31 protein-coding genes and 1 pseudogene are annotated in these 22791 nt (G+C 35.6%); 19 read left to right on the top strand and 13 right to left on the bottom strand.

The features are described from left to right. The 3 genes and pseudogenes from EKM63_RS08650 to EKM63_RS08640 all read left to right on the top strand — a co-directional run bounded on the left by EKM63_RS08650 (position 1) and on the right by EKM63_RS08640 (position 2079). Positions 1–741: an ABC transporter permease gene (locus EKM63_RS08650; RefSeq protein WP_125705724.1), complete on the top strand. Its 741-nt coding sequence runs from the start codon at positions 1–3 to the stop codon at positions 739–741. Beyond that, positions 738–1478, top strand: a complete 741-nt coding sequence (locus EKM63_RS08645) for an ABC transporter permease (RefSeq protein WP_125705722.1) — start codon at positions 738–740, stop codon at positions 1476–1478. The genes EKM63_RS08650 and EKM63_RS08645 overlap by 4 nt, the downstream gene beginning before the upstream one ends. A gap of 119 nt (positions 1479–1597) precedes the next feature. Next, positions 1598–2079: pseudogene (locus tag EKM63_RS08640) on the top strand (glutathione peroxidase). A 47-nt stretch (positions 2080–2126) separates the two neighbouring features. Here the strand turns inward: EKM63_RS08640 and EKM63_RS08635 are convergent. From EKM63_RS08635 to metE, 5 genes are all read right to left on the bottom strand, one after another. After that, positions 2127–2414, bottom strand: coding sequence for a helix-turn-helix domain-containing protein (locus EKM63_RS08635; protein WP_125705720.1), 288 nt, complete (start codon positions 2412–2414; stop codon positions 2127–2129). Position 2415: 1 nt separating this feature from the next. After that, positions 2416–2754 (bottom strand): type II toxin-antitoxin system RelE/ParE family toxin, encoded by a 339-nt coding sequence (locus EKM63_RS08630; RefSeq protein WP_125705718.1) that lies wholly within the window; start codon positions 2752–2754, stop codon positions 2416–2418. A gap of 94 nt (positions 2755–2848) precedes the next feature. Beyond that, positions 2849–3121 (bottom strand): helix-turn-helix domain-containing protein, encoded by a 273-nt coding sequence (locus EKM63_RS08625; protein WP_125705716.1) that lies wholly within the window; start codon positions 3119–3121, stop codon positions 2849–2851. Positions 3122–3226: 105 nt separating this feature from the next. After that, positions 3227–4096, bottom strand: a complete 870-nt coding sequence (gene metF / locus EKM63_RS08620) for a methylenetetrahydrofolate reductase [NAD(P)H] (RefSeq protein ID WP_125705714.1) — start codon at positions 4094–4096, stop codon at positions 3227–3229. Between the two features lie 2 nt (positions 4097–4098). Beyond that, on the bottom strand, positions 4099–6345 hold the full coding sequence (metE, locus tag EKM63_RS08615) for a 5-methyltetrahydropteroyltriglutamate--homocysteine S-methyltransferase (protein WP_125705712.1): 2247 nt from the start codon (positions 6343–6345) through the stop codon (positions 4099–4101). 139 nt (positions 6346–6484) lie between these two features. Between metE and EKM63_RS08610 the strand changes: the two genes are divergently transcribed. The 5 genes from EKM63_RS08610 (at position 6485) to EKM63_RS11345 (ending at position 8527) form a co-directional block, all read left to right on the top strand. Continuing rightward, positions 6485–7414: a LysR family transcriptional regulator gene (locus EKM63_RS08610; RefSeq protein WP_125705710.1), complete on the top strand. Its 930-nt coding sequence runs from the start codon at positions 6485–6487 to the stop codon at positions 7412–7414. A 90-nt stretch (positions 7415–7504) separates the two neighbouring features. Continuing rightward, positions 7505–7756, top strand: a complete 252-nt coding sequence (locus tag EKM63_RS08605; protein WP_125705708.1) for a helix-turn-helix domain-containing protein — start codon at positions 7505–7507, stop codon at positions 7754–7756. A 64-nt stretch (positions 7757–7820) separates the two neighbouring features. Next, a complete protein-coding gene (locus tag EKM63_RS08600; protein WP_125705706.1) occupies positions 7821–7970 on the top strand; it encodes an AbrB family transcriptional regulator in 150 nt (49 codons plus the stop codon). Between the two features lie 10 nt (positions 7971–7980). Continuing rightward, on the top strand, positions 7981–8346 hold the full coding sequence (locus EKM63_RS08595) for a hypothetical protein (RefSeq protein WP_125705705.1): 366 nt from the start codon (positions 7981–7983) through the stop codon (positions 8344–8346). 16 nt (positions 8347–8362) lie between these two features. Further along, positions 8363–8527 carry a hypothetical protein gene (locus tag EKM63_RS11345; RefSeq protein ID WP_164504936.1) on the top strand — a complete coding sequence of 55 codons (165 nt, stop codon included), beginning with the start codon at positions 8363–8365 and terminating at the stop codon, positions 8525–8527. A gap of 57 nt (positions 8528–8584) precedes the next feature. Here the strand turns inward: EKM63_RS11345 and budA are convergent, their stop codons facing one another. Both budA and alsS read right to left on the bottom strand, forming a co-directional pair. Beyond that, positions 8585–9298, bottom strand: a complete 714-nt coding sequence (gene budA, locus EKM63_RS08590) for an acetolactate decarboxylase (protein ID WP_125705703.1) — start codon at positions 9296–9298, stop codon at positions 8585–8587. An 18-nt stretch (positions 9299–9316) separates the two neighbouring features. After that, positions 9317–10990, bottom strand: coding sequence for an acetolactate synthase AlsS (alsS, locus tag EKM63_RS08585; RefSeq protein ID WP_125705701.1), 1674 nt, complete (start codon positions 10988–10990; stop codon positions 9317–9319). Positions 10991–11087: 97 nt separating this feature from the next. Here alsS and EKM63_RS08580 point away from each other — a divergent pair, with 97 nt between their 5' ends. Both EKM63_RS08580 and EKM63_RS08575 read left to right on the top strand, forming a co-directional pair. After that, positions 11088–11534 (top strand): MarR family winged helix-turn-helix transcriptional regulator, encoded by a 447-nt coding sequence (locus EKM63_RS08580; protein ID WP_125705700.1) that lies wholly within the window; start codon positions 11088–11090, stop codon positions 11532–11534. Positions 11535–11607: 73 nt separating this feature from the next. Further along, a complete protein-coding gene (locus tag EKM63_RS08575) occupies positions 11608–12387 on the top strand; it encodes a hypothetical protein (RefSeq protein WP_125705698.1) in 780 nt (259 codons plus the stop codon). 33 nt (positions 12388–12420) lie between these two features. On the opposite strand, the gene EKM63_RS08570 is transcribed toward EKM63_RS08575, so the two are convergent. Further along, positions 12421–13407: a cation diffusion facilitator family transporter gene (locus EKM63_RS08570; RefSeq protein ID WP_125705696.1), complete on the bottom strand. Its 987-nt coding sequence runs from the start codon at positions 13405–13407 to the stop codon at positions 12421–12423. 156 nt (positions 13408–13563) lie between these two features. Between EKM63_RS08570 and EKM63_RS11490 the strand changes: the two genes are divergently transcribed. Next, positions 13564–14208: a hypothetical protein gene (locus EKM63_RS11490; protein ID WP_225418283.1), complete on the top strand. Its 645-nt coding sequence runs from the start codon at positions 13564–13566 to the stop codon at positions 14206–14208. Positions 14209–14313: 105 nt separating this feature from the next. Then, positions 14314–14904, top strand: a complete 591-nt coding sequence (locus EKM63_RS08560) for an NADPH-dependent FMN reductase (RefSeq protein WP_125705694.1) — start codon at positions 14314–14316, stop codon at positions 14902–14904. A gap of 31 nt (positions 14905–14935) precedes the next feature. Here the strand turns inward: EKM63_RS08560 and EKM63_RS08555 are convergent, their stop codons facing one another. The 3 genes from EKM63_RS08555 to EKM63_RS08545 form a co-directional block, all read right to left on the bottom strand. After that, on the bottom strand, positions 14936–15409 hold the full coding sequence (locus EKM63_RS08555; RefSeq protein ID WP_125705692.1) for a VOC family protein: 474 nt from the start codon (positions 15407–15409) through the stop codon (positions 14936–14938). Positions 15410–15537: 128 nt separating this feature from the next. Further along, positions 15538–15987: a VOC family protein gene (locus EKM63_RS08550; RefSeq protein ID WP_125705691.1), complete on the bottom strand. Its 450-nt coding sequence runs from the start codon at positions 15985–15987 to the stop codon at positions 15538–15540. 18 nt (positions 15988–16005) lie between these two features. After that, entirely contained in the window at positions 16006–16416 is a 411-nt protein-coding gene (locus EKM63_RS08545) for a peptide deformylase (protein WP_125705689.1), read from the bottom strand. Positions 16417–16548: 132 nt separating this feature from the next. Here EKM63_RS08545 and EKM63_RS08540 point away from each other — a divergent pair, with 132 nt between their 5' ends. The 7 genes from EKM63_RS08540 (at position 16549) to EKM63_RS08510 (ending at position 20569) form a co-directional block, all read left to right on the top strand. Next, positions 16549–16806 carry an AbrB/MazE/SpoVT family DNA-binding domain-containing protein gene (locus tag EKM63_RS08540; RefSeq protein WP_125705687.1) on the top strand — a complete coding sequence of 86 codons (258 nt, stop codon included), beginning with the start codon at positions 16549–16551 and terminating at the stop codon, positions 16804–16806. Further along, complete coding sequence (locus EKM63_RS08535) at positions 16800–17138, top strand: type II toxin-antitoxin system PemK/MazF family toxin (protein ID WP_125705685.1); 339 nt, start codon at positions 16800–16802, stop codon at positions 17136–17138. Before EKM63_RS08540 ends, EKM63_RS08535 begins: the two co-directional genes overlap by 7 nt. Positions 17139–17233: 95 nt before the next feature. Next, positions 17234–18073, top strand: coding sequence for a hypothetical protein (locus EKM63_RS08530; RefSeq protein WP_125705683.1), 840 nt, complete (start codon positions 17234–17236; stop codon positions 18071–18073). Positions 18074–18147: 74 nt separating this feature from the next. Beyond that, on the top strand, positions 18148–18969 hold the full coding sequence (locus EKM63_RS08525; protein WP_125705681.1) for a glycosyltransferase family 8 protein: 822 nt from the start codon (positions 18148–18150) through the stop codon (positions 18967–18969). A gap of 49 nt (positions 18970–19018) precedes the next feature. Beyond that, positions 19019–19240 carry a DUF2829 domain-containing protein gene (locus EKM63_RS08520; protein ID WP_125705679.1) on the top strand — a complete coding sequence of 74 codons (222 nt, stop codon included), beginning with the start codon at positions 19019–19021 and terminating at the stop codon, positions 19238–19240. After that, positions 19240–19974, top strand: a complete 735-nt coding sequence (locus tag EKM63_RS08515; protein ID WP_153494285.1) for a 3-oxoacyl-ACP reductase — start codon at positions 19240–19242, stop codon at positions 19972–19974. The genes EKM63_RS08520 and EKM63_RS08515 overlap by 1 nt, the downstream gene beginning before the upstream one ends. An 88-nt stretch (positions 19975–20062) precedes the next feature. Further along, the gene (locus EKM63_RS08510) at positions 20063–20569 is read left to right on the top strand and encodes a QueT transporter family protein (RefSeq protein ID WP_125705675.1); all 507 of its coding nucleotides are present in this window, start codon (positions 20063–20065) and stop codon (positions 20567–20569) included. Between the two features lie 38 nt (positions 20570–20607). Here EKM63_RS08510 and EKM63_RS08505 read toward each other — a convergent pair whose 3' ends face one another. Beyond that, a complete protein-coding gene (locus EKM63_RS08505) occupies positions 20608–21306 on the bottom strand; it encodes a MarR family winged helix-turn-helix transcriptional regulator (RefSeq protein WP_125705673.1) in 699 nt (232 codons plus the stop codon). Between the two features lie 183 nt (positions 21307–21489). After that, positions 21490–22677 carry a phospholipase D-like domain-containing protein gene (locus tag EKM63_RS08500; RefSeq protein WP_225418282.1) on the bottom strand — a complete coding sequence of 396 codons (1188 nt, stop codon included), beginning with the start codon at positions 22675–22677 and terminating at the stop codon, positions 21490–21492. Between the last annotated feature and the right edge of the window lie 114 nt (positions 22678–22791).

Here is a 22791-nt window from a genome sequence, read left to right as displayed (position 1 = left end):
ATGAAATATCTTATTTCAGAATCAAAGAAGAATCGAAGACGTAAATTTTGGATATATGTTTTGTTACTATTCAGTGTTGCAATTTTATGGTCATTATTTTCCACCCAAATACAATTTGGTAAAAATCCTGATTCAACAGGAAGCTTTATTTTATTTAACATGATAACCGCAAATAATTTAATAATTCCATTTCTTATTGCACTAATGTCTTCAAGACTAGTGTCAGCCGAAAAAGATAATAATATGATCAAGTCCTTAATGCTAAGTAATGAATCACAATGGCAACTATTTTTTTCTAAGTGGCTTGTAATCATCATCACAATTATTATTGCGGCGATAGTCGAACTAGTTCTCTGCGTTTCGATGTCCCTTATAATGAACCACAGATTTAATATTATTGAATTGATTTACTTCTTATTAGATATTGTAATAGCTAGTTCGGTCATCACTTCAATACATCTATTACTATCATTTAAGATGAAAAATCAATCAATTCCAATCTCGATTGGTCTTGCGGGGTCATTTATTAGTCTCGTAACATCAGGCTTTTTACCAAAATGGATAACTTTGTTTATTCCATGGCAATACATATCGTTTTTGAACCCTTATAAACTTTTAAAGGGGAAAATTACAGTAATTGACAATTGGCCACTATTAATGTTAACAATATGTTTAATAAGTTCTGCCCTGATTGTTTTCATTCGTCGCCAAATGAATAATAGTTGGGAGATACTATCATGACTACACTCATTGGTTCAGAATTTTTAAAGATCAAAAGGATCCATTTATTTTATATCATCCTTATATTTGACGTAGTTAGTTTTTGTTTAGGAGCAACGCTCTATTTTGCAAATCAAAAAGTTTTTGATTCTTTTGGAACACAGTGGGATGCACTTTGGGGTGAAACGGGACAATTTTATTCACAGATATTTTTCCCAATATTGATTTCAATAATAGTGTCTGTCATTTGCAATATTGAGAATAATCGAAAGAACTGGCAACGTTTAGCTATATTACCTGTTTCTTCAAATAGGTTAGTAATAAATAAATTTATTTTCGTTTCAATACTAACGGGAATCAGTCAATTAATATTTATTGTCTTCTATTATCTGACAGCGTTTTTTTCTGATTTACCAATTAATACGAACATTTTGGTATTTATTCTTTGGGGTGTGCTTGGATGGTTAGGTACATTGCCAATAATTGCAATTCAATTGTCGATATCAATAAAATTACAGAATTTTGTAACACCAGTGATAATAGCCACTGGTATGAGTATTCTGAGTTTTGTTATATTATTGATCAATGACAAATTGTTAATTTATTATCCATATGCTTTAGTAACTGCAGGTATGAGAATCCGTTCATTCCAAAATTTCACAGTTTCAGAATTACTCGTTTACTTTGTTATGATTTTATTATTTTCTGTTATTGGACTTTGGACAGGAAAAATAGGGTTAAAGAAACAAGGCTTTTAATATTTGACAGAATTGGTTGATTTCACATTCCTTGTGGAGTACTTTTAGTAGTCTTTTAAAATATAAGTATTATAATGAACTTCATCAAAGAGGAATCTTGAACTAGAGAGGGTAGTATTATGGCAGGAATTTATGATTTTTCTGAAACTGAAATGAACGGCGAAAAAATTGATTTCAATGATTATAAAGGTAAGGTAGTCTTGATTGTAAATACCGCAAGTAAGTGTGGATTGGCACCACAGCTTGAAGGTATCGAAGCACTTTATAAGAAGTATCATGAACAAGGATTGGAAGTATTAGGTTTGCCATCAAATCAGTTCAAACAAGAACTAGATTCTGATGAAGCAACCAGTGATTATTGCCAAGTTCATTATGGTGTAACATTCCCTATGACAAAGAAAATTGCTGTTAATGGTGATGATGAAGATCCATTGTTCACATATTTGAAGGAAACTGTGGACATGGTCGTATCAAATGGAACTTTACCAAATTTTTGATTGGTCGCGATGGTCAATTGATCCACCGTTATGCACCAACAACTAAGCCTGAAAGTTTTGAAGATACAATTGTCGAAGCACTTAGTTCAAAAGTCTCAGAGTAAAAATAAAGGAATCCTCATTTTGAGGATTCCTTTTTGTGTTTAGTTGATTATTGCCTGTTTCGACTAAATTTGATATCAAAATTACTATGTGAAGCTAGTGCAATTTCGTTAAGTAGACTAATAGAGGTATTCATTGCACCACTTTCTATTTTGGCAATGATCGAACACGGTTTACCAACAAGTAGTGCGAATTTTTGTTGCGATAATCCAATGTTCTCACGATGTTTCAATAATGCTAATCCCATTTCTAAACGCAATGATTCTTTCCGTATTTCGGTGGCAAATTCAATATCTTTAGCACAACGGTTAGAAATGTAATCTTGTGTTTTTGACAAATTATTTATCTCCTAAAATTTTTTCTATTTCGGCTGCAAAACCCACTCTTCTTTGTGAGAGCATCAGGAATTTTTTTGAAAAACTTTTGACTATAATATATTCGTTACCGATTCGATGAAAGTAGATAATTTGTTTTTTATAACTTCCTCGATTTGATCTAATTTCAAACAAGTTTGAATCAATTTGTTTTATTAATTTTTGTTTCATAGAAATCACAAATCCATTTTTTTCAATTTTTGAAATCGTTTCCATTAGTTTGGCAGAATCCTTCACAGTAAATGTGTTTAAAAATATTTCAAACTGTTCAAAATCAAAGTATTCAAATTTAATATTTTTCACCCAAAGACAGCATATCTGCTATCACCTTTCAACCTTAGTATCTATTGAAATTACGCAAAAAAATAGTCCTATCTCGAAAGATAAGACTAAATAACTATTTAAATTCTACGATTAGTTTCTTATTTGTATAATATGCAATTTCACCGAGTAAGCCGACAGGAATACTTTCACTACCGTTTTCTGCTGAAACGATTGTATCTCGTGATCTACCCAGCATGCTGGCGAATTCTTCCTGACTCATACCAAGGTTTGAACGTAATGATCTGATTGCTCCGGCAACTTGCATTCTTGCATGATTATTCTGTGTTTTAGAACTTTGAACGTCATAACGCTTTCTATCTAGATTGTATTCGTATGATCTTGTCATTGCTCTCACCTCATGATTTGCTTTTCTACATATAGCGTAACATGTTTAGCTTAAACTAAAAATATTTCCGCATAAAAAAATACTTCCGGAGAAGTATTTTCGTATTTATTTAATTGTATCAAATTGAAAGAATGCTGAAGTATTATCGTAAATATGTTTTGCCGTCGATGCACTATTCATTGTATAGATGTGAACACCATCAACGTCATTCGTTGCTAAATCAACAATTTGATCGATAGCATAAGCAATTCCTGCATCTTTTAGGGCAACAGGATTGTCTTTATATTTATCTAAAATTGCTAGAAATTTCTTAGGTAGATGAGCCGAGCAATTTTCCAAAACATGCAATGCTTGTTTGCGGTTAATAATGGGCATGATTCCAGCTAGAATAGGTACATTGATGTCCGCAATGGCACATTCTTCTTGGAAACGATAAAACTGTTCGTTATCGTAGAAAAGTTGTGTTATCAATTGATCACACCCAGCATCTACTTTTTCCTTAAGATGTTTGATGTCAGCGATGCGGTTTGCAGATTCCGGATGTACTTCTGGATAGCAAGCGCCACTAACTTCAAAATTAGGCTTCTGTTGCTTGATAAATCTTGTTAAATCACTGGCATATTTGAAATCTTTTTCAGGGACAAAGCCATCGATGATGTCGCCACGTAATGCGAGCACTTGATGGATATCTAATTCATCCAATTGATCTAGAATTCTGCTAACTTGTTCTTTATTAACATACGCAGCAGGCATGTGGACCATTGTTGGTAATTTTAATTCATTATGGACATATTTAGCAAGATCAATAGTCGTTTTTTCATAATCTGCTTTGTGATTACTACAGGTCACACTGATGAATTCTGGTCGCAAATCTTTCAATTGATTTAAAGTATTAGTTAATTTCTCAACGCCAACTTCTGAATTTGGAGGAAAAACCTCAAATGATAGAGTTGGCTTTTTTGTAGTATCCGCCATAATTAAAGCTCCTCTCGAACTTCCTTAGCAGCAGTTGTTAAGTTTTCAACACTGGCTTTTGCTTCGGTAATTCCACGAGTTTTTAGTCCGCAATCTGGGTTTATCCAAACCTTTTCCTTAGGTACTTTTGAAAGTATTGCATGGATCGTATTTTTGATTTCATCTACAGAAGGGATCCTTGGCGAATGAATGTCATAGACACCAGGACCAACTTGTAGTTTGAAATTCTGTTTCTGTAATTCGTCTAGTATTTCCAGTTTTGAACGAGATGCTTCAAATGAAATAACGTCGGCATCCATTTGTTCGATTGCGGGGATGATATCTGTAAATTCACTGTAGCACATATGAGTGTGAATTTGTGTTTCAGGCTTTACCTTACTGTGGACTAGTCGAAAGGCTGGAATTGCCCAATCAAGATATTCTGAGAACCAATCAGTCTTGCGTAAAGGTAGTTTTTCTCTTAATGCCGCTTCATCAATTTGAATGATTCTGATGCCGTTTGCTTCGAGATCTAGAACTTCTTCTTGAATTGCCAAGGCTATCTGTAAAGTAGATTCCTTAATGGAAATATCTTCACGTGGGAATGACCAGTTAAGAATTGTAACTGGACCAGTCAACATACCTTTAACGATTTTGTCAGTTTTACTTTGGGCATATTTGGACCACTTCACAGTAATTGGGCGAGTTCTTGCAACATCTCCCCAAATGATTGGTGGTTTAACACCACGAGTACCATATGATTGAACCCAGCCGTTCTTACTAAATAAGTATCCATCCAAATTTTGACCAAAATATTCTACCATGTCATTGCGCTCGAATTCACCATGAACGAGCACATCTAGACCAATATCTTCTTGCCATTTAAGCCATTCATCAATATGTCCAGCAATGAATTTATCGTATTCTTCTTGCGTAATTTCATTACGACGGAACTTTGCACGAGTGCGTTTAACTTCTCGAGTTTGTGGAAATGATCCAATAGTTGTTGTAGGTAGCAGTGGAAGTTTGAATTCTCCTTTTTGAATTTTTGCACGTTCTGCAAGAGCAGGATGACGGACAAAGGATTCTTCGTTCAAATTTTTGATAGTTTCAGCAACTTTAGCATTCGGAGTCACACGAGCTGTTTCAAAAAGCTTCTTGTTGTTTGTTTCAGCATTGTTGCCCTGTCCCTCGAGAATCGATTGTAATTCAACTAGCTCAGTCAATTTCTCTTTAGCGAAAGCAAAGTGTTGTTTGATTTCTTCTGGGAATTCTTCATTTTCGATTGTAAATGGAACATGCAGTAGGGAACATGACGTTGATAGAACAACATTCTTAACCCCCAAGCCATGAACCAAGTTTATCGTATCTTCATAATGGTTTCGCCAGATATTTTTACCATTTACGACTCCAGCAAATAGGATTTTATCGTCAGGGAAACCTGAACGGACTAACTCTGCCGTTTTGCGACCTTCAATAAAGTCGAGTCCGATTCCGTCCACTGGAAGTTCGGTCAAATCATTGTATACATCACGCACATCGCCAAAGTATGTTTGCAACAAAACTTTCAATCCAAATTTGTTTGAAAGTAGTTTTGAATAAATTTCGTCGAATAATTTTTTACTGTCACCAGTAACATCCTTGACCAATTCAGGCTCATCTAGTTGGATCCAGTGAGCACCTTGATCAGATAGTTTTTCAAAAATTGTTTGGTAAGCATCGACCAAATCATCGACAAAGTCTCCAGCTTTTACGTCGTGATATTCGCTCAAACTCAAAAGTGTGAATGGACCAACGATAACTGGTCGTGTTTGAATTCCAGCATCTTTAGCTTCTTGAAATTCATCGAAAATTTTATTATCAGTTAATTTGATTTCAGTTTTATCAGAAAATTGAGGGACCAAATAGTGATAATTCGTGTTAAACCACTTCTTCATAGGGAGAGCCTTTACATCACCTTCGTCACCTTGATAGCCACGAGCTAAAGCAAAATAACGATCCAATTGGGATAAATTAAGTTGTTTGACAGATTCTGGAACGATATTGAATAGGAAAGCGGCGTCTAGAGTAGTGTCGAAAAATGAGAAGTCATTGCTTGGAACCTCATCGATACCAGCATCTTTGATCAATTCCCAATGTGACAGACGAAGTGATCGAGCCGTCTCTTGTAACTCGTCTTCAGAAATTTCCTTTCGCCAATATTTTTCCGTTGCGTATTTAAGTTCACGATTCTCACCGATTCGTGGAAAGCCAATTATTGATGTAGTCATATAAAGTATTCTCCCTTGTGTTATTGGTTAATAAGATAACATCAGGAATTTAATTTGAATAACTGATAAAAACTGTCGATTGTTATAGTTTTTAACTATAACCTAAGCTATACTAAATTAAAAAACTGGGAAGTCAGATATGAGAATTCAACAATTAGAATATTTAGAGACAATCGTTAGAACAGGATCAATCAATGAAGCTGCTAAACAATTATATTTAACACAACCATCGTTATCGAATGCAATTAAAGAACTCGAACAAGAAATGGGAATTACAATATTAGTTCGTAGTAAATTAGGTGTTTCTTTGACGACTGATGGCCGCGAATTCATGATTTATGCCAGACAAGTTCTAGATCAAGTTCAATTGTTGCAAGGAAGGTATGAGAAGCAAATCGTTCGTAAACAGGCTTTCTCAGTTTCAGCCCAACACTACGCCTTCGTGGTTCATGCATTTGTGCAACTTATCAAAACTGTCAATGCTGACGAGTACCAATTTACGTTGAGAGAAACTGAAACTGAGAATATCTTGAGCGATATTACCAGTTTCAAAAGTGAATTGGGAATTCTTTATTTGAATAACTTTAACCAACAAGTAATGAATAAACTTTTTAAGGAAAAAGACTTAGTCTTTACACCACTTTTTAAAGCTCTTCCACACGTTTTCGTAGGTCGACAGAATCCACTTACGAAAAAGAAACGAGTCAATTTAGAGGATTTGGTAGACTATCCATATTTGTCGTACGAACAAGGAGATAATAATTCTTTTTACTTTGCTGAAGAAATATTGAGTACTTTAGATAGGAAAAAGAATATCAAGGTAAGTGACCGTGCGACGATATTTAACCTAATGGTCGGATTGAACGGTTACACCATAAGTTCAGGAATCATCAGTAGTGAGTTGAATGATGATAAAATCGTAGCAATACCATTGGATGTTGATGATTCAATGACATTGGGATGGATCAAACATCGACAATTGGAACTAAGTCCAATCGCCAAGTCATATTTGGAAATGTTGAAGGAACATATCCGCGGTTATGGGTTTGAGATAATTGATGAAAAATAATTCAACACAATTGTTATTAGTAGGTAAAGCAGTTATAGTTCATATAGCAAATGAGTTAATTTCGAAAAGAGGAAGTTAATCAATAATCGCATGAATACATGGAGTGAATTTAAAGATAGTATTTCAGATGATGAAATGACTGTTATTGATACATTGTCACAATTACAAGCTGAAAGATTAAAGCGGGGTATCTCGCAAAAGGATTTCGCAGAAACAATTGGTATGAAACAGCCACAGCTCGCAAAAATAGAGAGATTAGATTCAGTTCCATCACTTGTCACTCTTAACAGGTATGCCCATGGTTTAGGTTTAGAAATTAAATTGTCGATTATTTCAAAGTAAAAACAATCATTTGCCTTACATTCAAGATTTTCGGATACTAAACAAAAAGTGGAGATCATCAATCATGGAAAATGATAAAAGTAAAAAAATGACAAATTTAGATTGGTACAATTTAGTAAAGGATGAACCAAGCGAAGTAGTCAAATTCGATAAAGACGGGAATTATGATCCAAAAAAGAGCCCAGAATTTAATGACTGGATGAAAAACGGTTAGGAGAAAAATTATGAAACAATCTTATACAGCTAAACAAGCAAAAAAACATTTTCGTAAAGTGCTATCAGATGTTGATAAATCTGGAAAGCCTATTTTTATTAAGGATCCCAAAAACAGCGATAACAATGCAGTCATCATTAGCAAAGAAAAATATGTGGAAATATTTAATACAATAAACAAAAGTATGCCTTCATCTAGATTAATGGAAAAATATGGAAATGATCAAAATAATAAAATGCCCGAAGGTCAAAGAGAATTTGATTGGGGATTAGATGTAGGGAAAGAACGACTTGATGATAAACCTGATACATTAGCAGTCGCCAATAAATTGTATAAAAAACACGAAACACTCATGAAAAGACTAGCAGACTTATAATCTGGAGGCGTTCAAAATGAAAGATGAAGATAAAATCGAAGATATCACTCATTTTTATACTCAGAGCCAAATAGACGAATTAATCGATAACTTGCCAGTCGAAACCATTGAAACTGATTCACATGGAAATTATGATCCAAAAGAACACCCAGAATTCCACGATTGGAACGTAAACGGGTGATTCGTAAATTATTTCAAAATAAAAAGGTCAGCTATTTAATTAGCTGACCTTTATTATTTATTTTTCGGCACTATGAATATCATTGATAATGTCATCTTTTGTAAAATCATGTTCCATGAATTCTTTGTTATCAGTTGGTAAATGCTGTTCCAAACTATCGAATCTTTGGAATTTAACATCGCCAGTCACTGATTCAAAACTTAAGATGTGACCACCAAATTGGTGATCATCTGCCAAGAAGTGACTGTGGAATCCAGCAACTGCAGCACCATCGAAAACTTCTGGTGAATAGTAGCTAAGTAGAGTTCCATCAATTAATTCACTATCAAAGATGTTTTGATTTTCAGCAGTTTGTGCCAAGGTTTGATATGGCTTTGTGGATTTTCTTACGGCACGAGCTTTCATATTCTTGAAAGTTCCGTGGATGCGTAATGAGTAAAATGTATTTGCACTTTTTACTTTGTTGATGATAGTTGATTGTAAGTCAGGACGAGAAATATTTTCGACTGACATCAGTTTTTCATATTTGGCAAAGTGACTGTTTGCGAATGGCAATGTGAAGTCGTCACTTACGATATTAACTTTTCCAGTTCCATCAGTTTGGTAGGGTACGCCATCGAGAATCATTAATTCTCCATCTAAGCCCTCGCCAGTTCCGATTCCAGTATCGCCATGTTGTAACAATTCCTTCATTGTAATTGTTCCATCAAGCAATCCAGGGACTAGTAAAGCTAAAGTTCCATGTTGAAAAAGTACATTTGAGTTAGTCATTAATAAATTCCTTCCTAATTAGTTCAATACGTCTTCGAGCAATGTTGAGGCTAGTTTGATGTTGTCACTGTAGTCAACAGGGATGTCGATAACTGAAGGTCCTTTAGTTGCGAAAGCTTTTTTCAATGCGTCACGAAGTTCGTCGGCTGATTCAGCACGGAATCCAGCAGCACCAAAGCTTTCAGCGTATTTCGCAAAGTCAACAGAACCAATGCCAACACCAGCATTACGACCATATTTTGCTTCTTCTTGGAACTTAACCATGTCGTAATATCCATCGTTCCAAACTAGTTGAACAATGTTCAAGTTCAAGCGTACAGCAGTTTCTAGCTCTTGGCCAGAGAATAGGAATCCACCATCACCAGCAACAGAAACAACAGGTTGTTCAGGGCGTTCCAAAGCAGCAGCAATAGCCCAAGGAAGCGCTACACCAAGTGTTTGCATACCGTTACTGAATAGTAGGTGACGAGGTTTGTAACTTCTGAAATGGCGTGCCATCCAGATGTAGTGGCTACCAACGTCAACAGCAACAGTAGTATCGTCGTTAACTTGTTCTTGAAGTTCATGAATGATTTCAAGCGGATGGAGACCTTCACCAGACTTACTTTCAGGAATAGCATCTTTAGAAAGAAAGCTTTCTTGAGTTTCATGAAGATGTTTCTTCAAGTCATCAGATAATGATAATTCTGGAAGTGTTTCACTCAAGCTGTTCAATGTCTTCGCAATGTCAGCTTGAACAACTAAATCAGGTTGATATTCATTTGAAATTTCAGGTGCAATACTATCAAGGTTGATAACTTCGCCAGTACGATCAACGTTCCAAATTCTAGCTTCGTATTCAACGGGATCATATCCGATAGCGATGACAAGATCACTTTCCTTAAGCAAAGTATCACCGATTTGATTTCTGAATAAACCAACACGGCCGTAATAGTTTTTCTCTAGGTCACGAGAAATGACACCAGCACCTTGGAAAGTCTCTACAACAGGAATAGAAAACTTGTGTAGAAGGTTTTGGATAGCAGCTGTAACTTCACTGCTTGATGAACGCATACCAGCTAAAATAACAGGTAACTTCGCGTTCTTAATTTTTTCGATAATTTTATTTATAGTTTCATTATCAGCTCCACCTTGTTCAATTGGAGCAAGTGTGTTGATAGGGTCAGTAGTAACTTCATCATCCAAAACATCTTTTGGAAGTGAGATAAAAGTTGCACCAGACTTAGGAGCCATTGCTGTTTGATAGGCGTTTGCGAAAGTTTCAGAGATATTGTTAGCGTCCTGAACTTCAACACTGTCCTTAGTTGCTGAACTCAAAAGTTCCTTTGAAGGAATACTTTGATGAGTCAATCTTGCAACGTCGTTACGGGGAACTTGTCCACCAAGGGCAACAACAGGATCACCTTCAGAAGTTGCTGTGATAAGGCCAGTTGCTAAGTTAGAAACACCAGGTCCAGAAGTAGTTGCAACTACACCAGGTTTACCAGTGATACGACCGATACCAGAAGCGATGAAAGCGGCGTTTTGCTCGTGACGAGTAATGATAAGTTTTGGAGCCTTAGGATCGTTACTGTATTCCATCAAATCGAAAAGCTTGTCGACCTTTGCACCAGGTAGTCCGAAAACATACTTGATACCTTGGTTCATCATAGATTGAAATAGTGCCTCAGCACCACTTTTTTTAGTTGTCATAGAAATTGTCTCCTTGTGAACTTGTAATTGAAATGCTATTATACAAAGATAAATCGTTAGTGTTGATTTGTCAACACGTAAAATTTGGAGATAAATTATGAAAAATATCGGTTATTTGGCACAGGATATTTCAATATTACATAGACAATATTATCGGGACACAAAAGAACAATTCGACGCATTGGAATTGAATCCAACTGCAGCCTGTATTTTGTTGACAGTAGGTGATTTTCCAGAGACCAGCCAGAACCAAGTAGCACGATATCTAGTAGTAGATAAAGGTTTGGCAACACGCGAGATCAATAAGATGGAAAAATTGGGTTACCTTGCAAAAAATAAGGGCGTTGGGAAAGCCAAGATACTTAGTCTGACTGATGAAGGCGACAAAGTAGTAGATACAATCCAGAAAATACGAATTAAGTGGTGGGATGATAAGTTTGCGACCACTGGAATCAGTGCCACAAGTCCGTTGGTCAATGCGATAGAGACGGTTGTGGATAGTATTGTTGATCCAGTTGATGCTGTAACGGATGAAGAAAAATAATATTTTTTCAAATTTTAGTTAAAGTTAAGTCTAACTTCCTGTAAAATAAAAAGAAAAGGACAGGAGAACCGCCATGCCACTTTTCGAGGAATTCAGAGACAAGAGAGAGTCAATAACCGATGAAATCAAGGTTCCAATGGAATACAATAATCTACCACTAATTACTAAAACTTCTATTGCCATGTTTTTACAAGCTCTGAATGCCAAATCTTACGATGGAATTGGCCCATTTGCTGAACGGACACAATATTTAGATTACGGTATTGTTTCTGATTTATATAATGCAAATTTGATTGATATATCTTCGCAAACTGATGAATCTGTTTTGAGTATTGATCCTACCACAGGTAAGATGCTGTTCAATCACGAACTCCTAAAGTGGAAACTCAATATTTATGATGAAAATTTGTCAGAGCAACAAATGATGTTGAAGGCAAAATATCCTGATAGTAGTGTCATCATCGATAACGAGGAGTTTATCTGGGTCTATCAAAAGGTCGCACACGACCAGGTTTTTCAAGATTTTTATGATAACTTTGGTGAATCATTTGATTCTGTCATTAATGAAAATTCAAATCCTTTGACCCCAATTATTTTTGAATGGTTGGAAGATAGTACTCCTAATCAAATTTTTGCCTCAATTGAAGTAGTTTCTTCCGATAAAGAACTTTTGAAAATCAGAATGAGTGCAGAACAACTTTTCGATGAGGTTACTTCACGAATCAGTAGTATATTGCATTCTGATAGTCCGATAACCTTGAATGAACCTTATGAATCCAATATATTAGGACGTATTTTCTTCGATGGAATTCTAGATGGATTTGATTGGGAAAACGAAATAATTCCTAAATAACAAAACGCCTTACTTCAAGTTAGAAGTAAGGCGTTATTTGATATCTTTGGGGTCTGGAATCACTGTTATGGTCGTGTCGTAAACGTTAAAATTATTCCGTAATTTGTTCTCAATATGTTTATTGAGTTTATACAATTCAAGTGCAGTTTTATCAGGGGCAACCATGATAAATATGTCAACGACAAGGATGTTCCCGCTATAGTGGCTGCGTAGATCCAGGACTTTATGTACCATTTTGAATTCCGAGACAGATTTCTTCATTTCATTTTCGAATTCTGGATCAACGTAATCAGCTAAATTCAGAGCACATTCTTGGAAAATCTTGATACCTGACCAGAGTATGAATAAGCCGATGGCGATACTGACAGTTCCATCTAACCAAGGTAAGTTCAAGAAATGTGATATAAGCACTGTAATCATTGTTCCCAAACTTGTGACTACATCTCCTAAGCTGTCTCGGGCGGCCGCTAGTAGGGATGTACTGTGCAACTTCTTTCCATTGTGATGATTTAGGAACCAAACAACCAACATTAATATGGTGGCAATGAATGCACCTAATGCAGAAAGCAGGTTAGGACTGACTTTGTCCTTCAAGTGAAACAAGCCAATTCCGCTTTGAACTATTATTTGCAGCGCAATCAGGACAATGACAAAGCTTGTGATCAAAGTGAAAATTGTTTCTAATCTAAATCTTGAAAGTTGAAGTGCTTCGTTGTTTCGATCTTTCTTTGCGATGGGCTTTCCAATGAAATCATCATCATCGGTGTTAGTTGCTTCAGCTAGACCGATTATTAATATAACGGTTGAAATGACACCGGATAGATTGTTGAAAGCATCCGCACGGAGAGCCTGAGAATGACCAATCATTGATAGCCAATATTCAATTACAGTAATAAGGACGTAGATAGATACGTTTATCCATAAAGAACTTTTGGCGTGAATAAGATTGTTGATTTCTCGTTGCTGGATGATATTTTGACGACGTGTTTCTTTAATAAAGTGTTTGGTAAGAGTATTCATATGTGGTACCTCAAAAATAGATTAATCTGCCAATATTATAGTTTAAATTTCTTTAGTTGATTTAATAATTGCTATTATACATTATTGAAAGTGCTACCATTTAGTTAAAATATAAGTATCATTTCAACTAAAAGTTGACTAAGAAAAGGGGATAATATGAGAAATGGAGTAGCCAGATTCTTTTCATGGTTATTGATCGTTCTACTTTTTGCCACAGAAGTATTTGCTGCATATTTAATGTGGTTGGATAAAAGCCCATTTGGAACAGTCGTACATGGATTGATTGGAATTGCTTTCGTACTATTGGGGATTTTAGCAATGCGCAACATTAATAAAACTAGCTTTTTAGATAAAAAGGCGTTTTCTCGAAGGAATGCGTACATATTATTGATTTCTAATTTATTTATGTTGTTGATTATTTCGTTACACGATTGTGATCATATGAGGCAGGCTATGGGATGGAATTATCACTTTACCGTGCTCTTATTATTAGTAAATATAATTGAGTACCTACCAAATTTGATTTCTGTATATTTAGTCGGAAAGCAGAGATTTAGTGGAATCATTGCGTCTATCGTCAGTGGGCCATTAATAGCAGTCGCATTCTTGAAGTTACACTTAATGGGTTCTTGGATTCCAGTTTGGGGACCTTGGAATCGCTCTTTCTTTGCATTAAAAGTTGATCAATTGAGCTGGTGGATCCTTGTTATCACAGCGGTTGTTGGAATAACCGTTGGAATGATTGCTATCTACCTGCTAGGAAAAGTCAATTCTAAAAAAGCGAATCAAATTAATTTTTAAGCAAACAGATAAATTGACTAGCTAAAGTATTAGCATTACTCTTTATATATAAAATAATTATATTTATCTATATAATTTTGGAATATACATAATGGAGGTAACGATTTGACAGCAAAAATTGGCGTAATTTTAGGAACAGCAAGAGAAGAATCACTTGGTGGGAAAATTTTCAAATATCTTAAGGACACTATGAAAGATTCGAGTGATATTGAATATACATGGATAAATCTGCGTGATTATCCACTTCCACTTTACGATCATCCGGAGACACCATTAGAGGATAAAATCCAAAACTTGTCTTCAAATGAAGAAAAATGGCTCGATACTTTATCTGAACAAGATGGTTTCGTAATTATGACACCAGAATATGACCGTGCAATTTCTGGAGCATTGAAGAATGCGCTTGATTATGTCGGCGGTGAAGTTGCTAGAAAACCAGTTCAAGTTGTTGCTTATTCACACTTTAGTGATGGTGGAATCGTTGCTGCAGCATCAATCGTTCCCATCTTGCAAATGCTGAGCATGATCGTATTACCTAGTGCTGCACTACTTTGGAACGCTGATCCTAACTTTACCGATGATGGTGAAATGGTCAATGACGTAGAGAACAGTGATCACTTTGCTTCACGACTAAAAGAAGTTTTCCACGAAATTAATTTTTATACTCAAACGTTAAAAGCCAATCCATACAAATAAAAGTCATTCCTTAATTGGAATGACTTTTTGTTTATTTATGTTCTTCAGGATGGTCAACTGCTTGTGACCATGGAGATGAATGTAACATCCATGAGATGCCGTATTTATCAGTGAATGAACCCATTTTTCCACCCCAGAATTGTGCTTCATAAGGCATAGTAATTTCAACCTCTTCGGAATCTTGAATACGTTGATAGAAGTCTTCAGCAGCAGAATTTGCTTCTTCATCTTCGCTATCGATGTCAATCATCAATGAAATTTGTGCAGAAGGCTTAGGATCACCAGTGAAGGCGTCGGCACATTCAATTTTCACACCCAAAACAGTGAACCCGGCATGCATAGTCAGATTGTCTAAATCGGCTTCTGCAGGAAGATGGAAGGTCTTGGCCTGTTCAGCATTTGGGCTTAAACGATAAATATCAGTGGCACCAAAAACCTTTTTGTAGTAGTCGAGAGCTTCCTTAGCGTTTTCGAAAGCGAGATAAGGATATAGTTGTGATTTCATAAAATCATCTCCACATTATTTTTACGAATTAATCTTATCATTATGAATAGTTAATTAATACATTTATTTAAGTCAAATATGATTGCAAAAAAGCGTCAGATAATTAATGGATTATCTGACGCTTAAATTTATTTTTGTGACCAGGGGGAACAACTTAGCATCCATACGATACCGTATTTATCAGTGACAGTTCCCATTCTATTTCCCCAGAATTGAGACTCGAATGGCATATTGATTTCAATTTGTTTGGAGTTGGCCAATTGAGCGTACAGATCATCGATTGCCGATATAGCTTTAGGATCTTCACTATTAACATCCAACATCACAGATACAGGTCCATTTTGATTGATTGGATTTCCAAAAGAATCAGAAAAACTAAATTCAATTCCAAGAATCTTAAAGCCACCGTACATTGTGTAATTATTTAGATCAGATTTTTTATCGAGTCCGAACATCTTAGCTTGTCCGTCCGTTGGACTCATTCGGTACACATCGGTAGCACCGAAAACATCTTGGTAATATTTGATAGCTTCCTTAGAATTTTCAAATGAAAGATATGCTTGAACTTTTGCATCCATAATGATGCCTCCAAATAATTAAATTAATATGCCGTCAAAGTGATCAATTTCATGTTGAATGATTTCCGCAATGAAACCATTGAATTTCTGAGTATGTTGCTTAAAGTTTTGGTCAAGAAATGTTACTTCAATGTTCTTGTACCTAGTGGTTTCGCGTTCGCCAGAAAGAGATAAACAGCCTTCTTTAACAGAGTAGCTGTTTGCCTTACTCGTTATTTTAGGATTTATCATTGGCACATTGACTACACCAACAGTTACCGCAATTATTTGTTTGTGGACGCCGATCATGTTTGCCGCCATACCAACGCAATCCTCTTTGTGATCATTTAATGTGTCTAGAAGGTCGATGACGACTTGAGAGTCATCTGGTGTTGCAGGCTTTGAAATTTGAGCTAAAGACATTCTGTCTTTGTTGATAGGTTTGATCATATTGGTTTCCTTTTTGATGAATTTAGTAATTTTTGCGTAATTTATTATACTTGCAAATCAAAGTGGATTCAGTTGAATATCGTAGATACATTGTATATACTTAGCGTACGATTAGAAGATGAGGCGAATAACATGAAACGCTTAACTACAAGTATATCAAAATGGGGAAACTCTTCAGCTATAAGGATTCCTGCAAGCATAATAAAGCAACTTAATTTACAGGAGAATGATAGAATGGAAATTTCAATTAATAATAATGAAATAGTTTTGAAACCAATAGTTAAAGAGCCAAAAAATATTCATGAATTGTTTGATGGTTGGGAAGACGATGGGATTCGTGAAACTGAACTGGATTGGGGTTCATCAAAGGGGGATGAACTAGATTGGTAAAACAAGGAGATATTGTATTTGTGAACTTTAATCCCAGCGTGGGACATGAGCAGAAAAACAGTAGGCCAGGAATTGTTTTAACTAATGATCTTGTAGCCGAAAAAAGTAATATTTCAATAGTTGCACCAATAAGTTCAACTAAAAGAGATTTTCCGATGTATTATAAATTAGAATCTACTAAGAAAGTTTTTGGAAAAGTCCTTCTCGATCAAACAAAAACTTTAGACTTAAAAGCTAGGAATATTGAATCCAGTGATGTGAAAGACAGTGTTTCTTCAGAAGAATTAGAGATCATAATAAAACGGTACTTTTTGTTATTCAGTATTGATTAACTTAATATCCCTTGAATTATATCATTATATTTGCAACTTAAATTTAACAATGAAAACTTCAGTTATCATATATACTGATTAGTGGGGGAAAGTTTATGAAAAAAATTTTAAGTGCAATTATATTTACGTTGTCACTAGTTATTGTTGCGATGACTTTCAACAATACGACCGTTAATGCTAAAGTCAAGGATTACGACGGCATGATCAAGATGAGTGATAACACACCCGTTTATTCAAGAAGTGATGATGGGACTTTTACTGAGACGGGAAGAACTTTAGCAAAAGGGATGACCTATCAAGTATATTCTGAGGATCCAGTAAACAATTTCTTCAGAGTTTCACCAAATGAATGGGTCACAGAAGATTACAAATATACACATGTTGTGCCATCTTATAATGTTGAAGATGGTTCACGATACACAGCCAAAGAATCTAGCGGTGTCGTCGATATGACTAATGCAGATTATTTTGTTACTGATGAATTCGAACTCAAAGATGGCAAGATGGTTTATACTGGTGAAAATATGGGACCAGGAAAATGGCAATTCTTCGATAGAATATATGCTAAAAAAATAGGTTGGGGTATGACTGAAAGATTCGTTCAGGTTTCAACTAATAGATGGATCAGATTACAGTATTTTACAAATATAGATAAAATGAATATTTGGGTAGCAACCAATCCTGCAGAGGATAAGCGTTATAATTACAAGGTTGTTTTAACAAAGGGACCAACTAAGTTGTATGATGACAGTCATAACGTAGTTGCAACGAGATCGTTAGCTGCCAATACAGGCTGGTTGACTCGACTTGAGAATCCAGATCAAATACAAGATGCAAATGGAGATACTGATTTTGTAGGTTATTACCAAGTTTCAACACATGAATTTGTAAAAGATAGTGATGTTTTAATTCAATATATGAAAGATAATTCTTAAACAGGTGAGAGCCTGTTTTTTTGTTGCAATTAGCAATGATATAATTATCATCAATTAAATGGTGGAGGGGCTATATGAATTTATTATTCGCAATAGACGACAATGTGACTACACAATTATTGACGTGCTTATATTCAATTAAGATGAACACTCCGAACGAGCATTTTTCTGTTTACGTGATTCAAAAGGATAAATTGAAGGCTACTGATGAAATCATTGAATTCTGTCAGAGAATGGATATGGACTACCATGCTGTATTAGTAGATCCCAAAATATTTGAGGATGCTCCAACCACAGATCGTTATCCAGAAACAATTTACTATCGTTTATTGGCTCATGAATATTTGCCTGAGGATGTTCATCGTATCTTATACATGGACGTTGATATATTGATTATTAATAGTTTGGTAGATTTATATAATTTGGATATTGGCGATAATTTATATGCCGCTGCCAGCCATGCTGCTTTCGAAAACGACGTTACTGATGCTATGAATAAAATTAGACTGGGTAATTATGAGGCAGAAAGTTACTATAATTCTGGGGTCCTGTTGATGAATTTGGATTCAATTCGTAAGACAGTTAAAGCTACTGATATTTTTGACTATATTAAGAAAAATAAGCTGAATTTATTCTTGCCGGATCAAGATGTTTTGAACGGATTGTATGGCCATTATATTACTAAAATTCCTGATGAAATTTACAATTATGATGCCAGAATGAGCAGCTTGTACACCGCGTTGGGAAAAGGCAAATGGAATCTCGATTGGGTGATTGAAAATACAGTCGTGTTGCATTTCTGTGGCCGCGATAAACCATGGAAAGATGATTACAATAGTCGTTATGCGGGATTGTATAAACATTATGCGCATCGAGCCGGTTTGTTGATGAAATAAAATACATATCATGTTAAGCTTTTAAAATACGATCCACGGAGGACAAATTATGACTTTTGAAAAAATATTACCTCACATTAAAAATGGTGAAAAGGTAGTTAGAACCGGCTGGGAAGGTACTGAATTATTCATTATCTTGCAACAAGAAAGCAAGTTTGAAGGGGATGTTTTGAACCCTTACTTCCTTATTAAAACTGAGGATGAAGCATACAGCATGTGGTCACCAACTGATTGCGATATTTTGGCAGATGACTGGGAATTGGTCGAATAATGGCTGAAGATTTTTCCGGCCAAACGGTTATTGTGACAGGTGCAGCATCAGGAATTGGACTATCTCAGGCTAAATTATTTTTGGAAAATAATGCAACTGTGGTAGCTCTTGATAAGAATGAGATTCCCTTGCAGAATAGTAATCTATACACTCTAATCGGGAATGTTTCCGACATTCCCACTTTTGATAAATTACGAGAATTGATCCAGAAAGTATCTGGTAAAATTGACGTAGTTTGCAATACAGCAGGCGTGTTGGATGATTATCGGAATGTAATAGATACTTCTGTCGACCAGTGGAATGACACAATTCAGACAGATTTGACCAGTCAATTTTTGATGATAAAAACTGTTTTACCAATCATGTTGGAACAAAAACACGGAGTATTCGTCAATATGGCATCAATCGCTGGATTGGTTGCTGGTGGCGGTGGAGTCGCTTATACTGCAGCCAAGCACGCCGTTATCGGCATGACCAAGCAACTCGACATTGATTATGCAGGCCAAGGTATACGTGCAAACTGTATTGCTCCTGGAGCAATTGATACACCAATGAATGCCGCAGATTTTGCTGGAGACGGTAAAATGGCAAAGTGGGTGGCAGATGAGACCCCTGCCAAACGATGGGCAACTCCAGATGAAGTTGCGGAGTTATCACTGTTTTTATCAAGTGAGAGATCAGATTATATTCATGGTAGTGTGGTGCCAATCGACGGCGGCTGGACTGCCAAATAAAACAAAATAAAAGGTGAAAAATTCACCACTGCGGCACTTCTTCCTTTGGTCGTAGTTATTAATACCGATGGGTATAAAGGAGCAAATAATGAAAAACTTTACAAGAACATCAAGTTCGACCGTTCAAACAATCGTTAGTACAGCAGTAATTGCAGCCATGTATGTGGCAGTGACATTCGTCTTGCAACCGCTAAGTTTCGGGGCAATTCAAGTTAGGATGTCAGAAATGTTTAATTACTTAGTTCTGTTCAACAAGAAGTACGTTTGGGGAGTCACGCTTGGTGTTTTTTTGGCCAATTTTATGTCACCAACTTGGGCATTAGATGTGCCAATCGGAACTATAGCAACATTGTTAGTGCTATTTTTCGTATTGTGGATAACCAAATTTACGAAGGATTTACGAGTAAAATTCATCATAACTGCAGTAGTATTCGCATTCTCAATGTTTACAGTTGCCGGTGAATTGTTTATCGCATTCAAGATGCCATTCTGGTTTGGTTGGTTAACGATTGGTATTGGAGAATTATTGTCGATGAGTATCGGTGGGATGATTATGTATGCAATCAATAGTAAGTTAGATTTGACCAGAATTTAGATATGGAAAAAGGACAATCCCAGGATTGTCCTTTTTAGTTAAAATCTATTTGCATACCAGAAGTCAGAACGGTGTCCCATATGCATTCCATCACGCATACGACGTCCCATTCCTGGACCGCCACAACCATGCATACCCATGCCGTGACCACCCATTTCTTTCATGTTATGTCTCATGTCATGACGCATATGTTTAATGTCTTCAGGCGACATATTTTCAAAATTGTCACCGTATTTCTTCATCATTTCGTCACGCATTTTTTGCATAGATGCAAAACGATCCATTGGATCAACAAAACTGTCAGCTTGCTTCTTAAAGTCGTCATCCCAACCATTAGAAATCTTGTCTAAAAGACTTTCAAATTCTTGTTGTTCTGACTCAGAAAGGCCAGAAAAGAAATCAGCACTGATATCCTCAGCCTTAAAGGAAGCATTTTCGTCAGCTTTCTCACGACCTTGATCAGTTAAGATAACACGTTTGATCCGTTTGTCAGATTCATCTTCCTTACGAGTAATATCACCGTTGTCTTCGAGCTTTTTCAATAGTTCAGCCAAAGAACTAGGACGGAGATCAAGCACTTCTTGAAGATAACTTTGAGATAAGTTGTCCTCAAGTCGTAAGATAGCAAGAACACGTTGTTGACCAGTTAGACGTTGTTTGTTTTGGTGCATAAAAGCATTGCTGGCTTTGCCAACAAAATGGAATTTTTTCATTAAATCATCTGTAAATTTGCTCATAGTAAATTCCTCTTTTCATTTTATATTAAAAAACATTCGGTACCGAAATATATTTCACTTAGGAGTATACTTCGGTACCGAATGAATTGTCAAGGAGGAAATTTGTTTTAATGTAATTTTTTAATGGTTAGAAAATAGAGTATTAAACTACTAAAATTCATGTGTGAGTACTTCGATAAATGGTTACTCATACTCTGTGTTAGAATCTTGACTTTGGTTTCTAATGAATCTTTCAAATGATCCTGTTGGAGCAAAATCTATCCAAAGATCTTTAAAATTCTTTTTATCTTTATGCCAAAGTTTGACACTGTCGAAGCCAATTGTATTTAGTATGTCCATAGTAACGAGTTCACCTTTTTTTAGACCCAGAATATTATAAAGTAACCATTTTCCTAAGGCATTTTGAGGATTTGTTTGTAGTGCTTTGAATCCATCTTGACCGACCAAAGCTGGAAAGATGGTGCCATTAGGGAAATGAAGGTTAAATTCGTAATTATTTGTTTTCGAGATCCTTTTATATTCTTTGTGATTTCTCAAATCGACTTGGGGGTTGAACCAATAGGGATACTTTTTTGCAAATATTTTTGGAATGGGAATATATACTTCCGCTTCAGGTCTGGGAGTATTAGAATATTTGCTCTTGGGCTTTGCATTCCAAGCATTTAGTCCACTTTTTAATTCCACTCTGTGATATTTGAAAGAATAAAGTGGCAAATAAATAGCATCGGTTGAGGTCATATAATTTTTATAGTTTTGAATATTTTGGAAAGAATCTTTAAGAAAATCAAACGGATCGTCCATAATATCAACTGATACTTCATCAATAATGGATTTATCGTCATTTTCTCCAAACTTCATCCAAATTTGGCTATCTCCAAAAGTATATTTATATTGTTTAATCCCGTCAGTAAACTCAAATGATTTAGCTGAGTAATTTGTTGGGGTTAATTTATTTAAGTTCACTAAAGGGTAAGTTGTTTCTTGAATAGTTAGTTTTCCTTTATCTCTTGTAACATAATGATAAATATTTTCATCCTCATCCAAGCCTAATCGTATATAGTCGGCGTGCAATCTCTTGTTTTTAATTGAAGAAATTTTTCTTGCGAGTTCAATTTGGGTATTTACATTGTTTAGCTTTTCAATTTCGGGTTTATTTGCCTTTAGTTGCATTACCTTTTGATATGAAGGACTACTATTTAGCCACGTTTTTATGCCAATCCCAACTTTCCTTGATCCAAATGTGGATGTCATATCATGTGGCGTATTTCCAATATCAACGGCATCAGCCTTGAAACTCTTTGCATAAACAGTTTCTTGAAACTTTGAATCCAAGTATGGTGCGCCAGTAATTGAAGATTTTTGATTAAACATTGAAGATAAGGCACCGTACATTCTTATATAAGACTTGTATTCATTTTGTTGTTCAAATGGATAGTTAGACCATACACTTGCCATAGTATTCAGCTCCTTTTTTTCGTACTATAA

The organism is Companilactobacillus mishanensis, from assembly GCF_003946505.1.
GTDB lineage: Bacteria > Bacillota > Bacilli > Lactobacillales > Lactobacillaceae > Companilactobacillus > Companilactobacillus mishanensis.
Note: the sequence above shows the minus strand (reverse complement) of the source record. Positions and strands in the feature narration are given on the sequence as shown.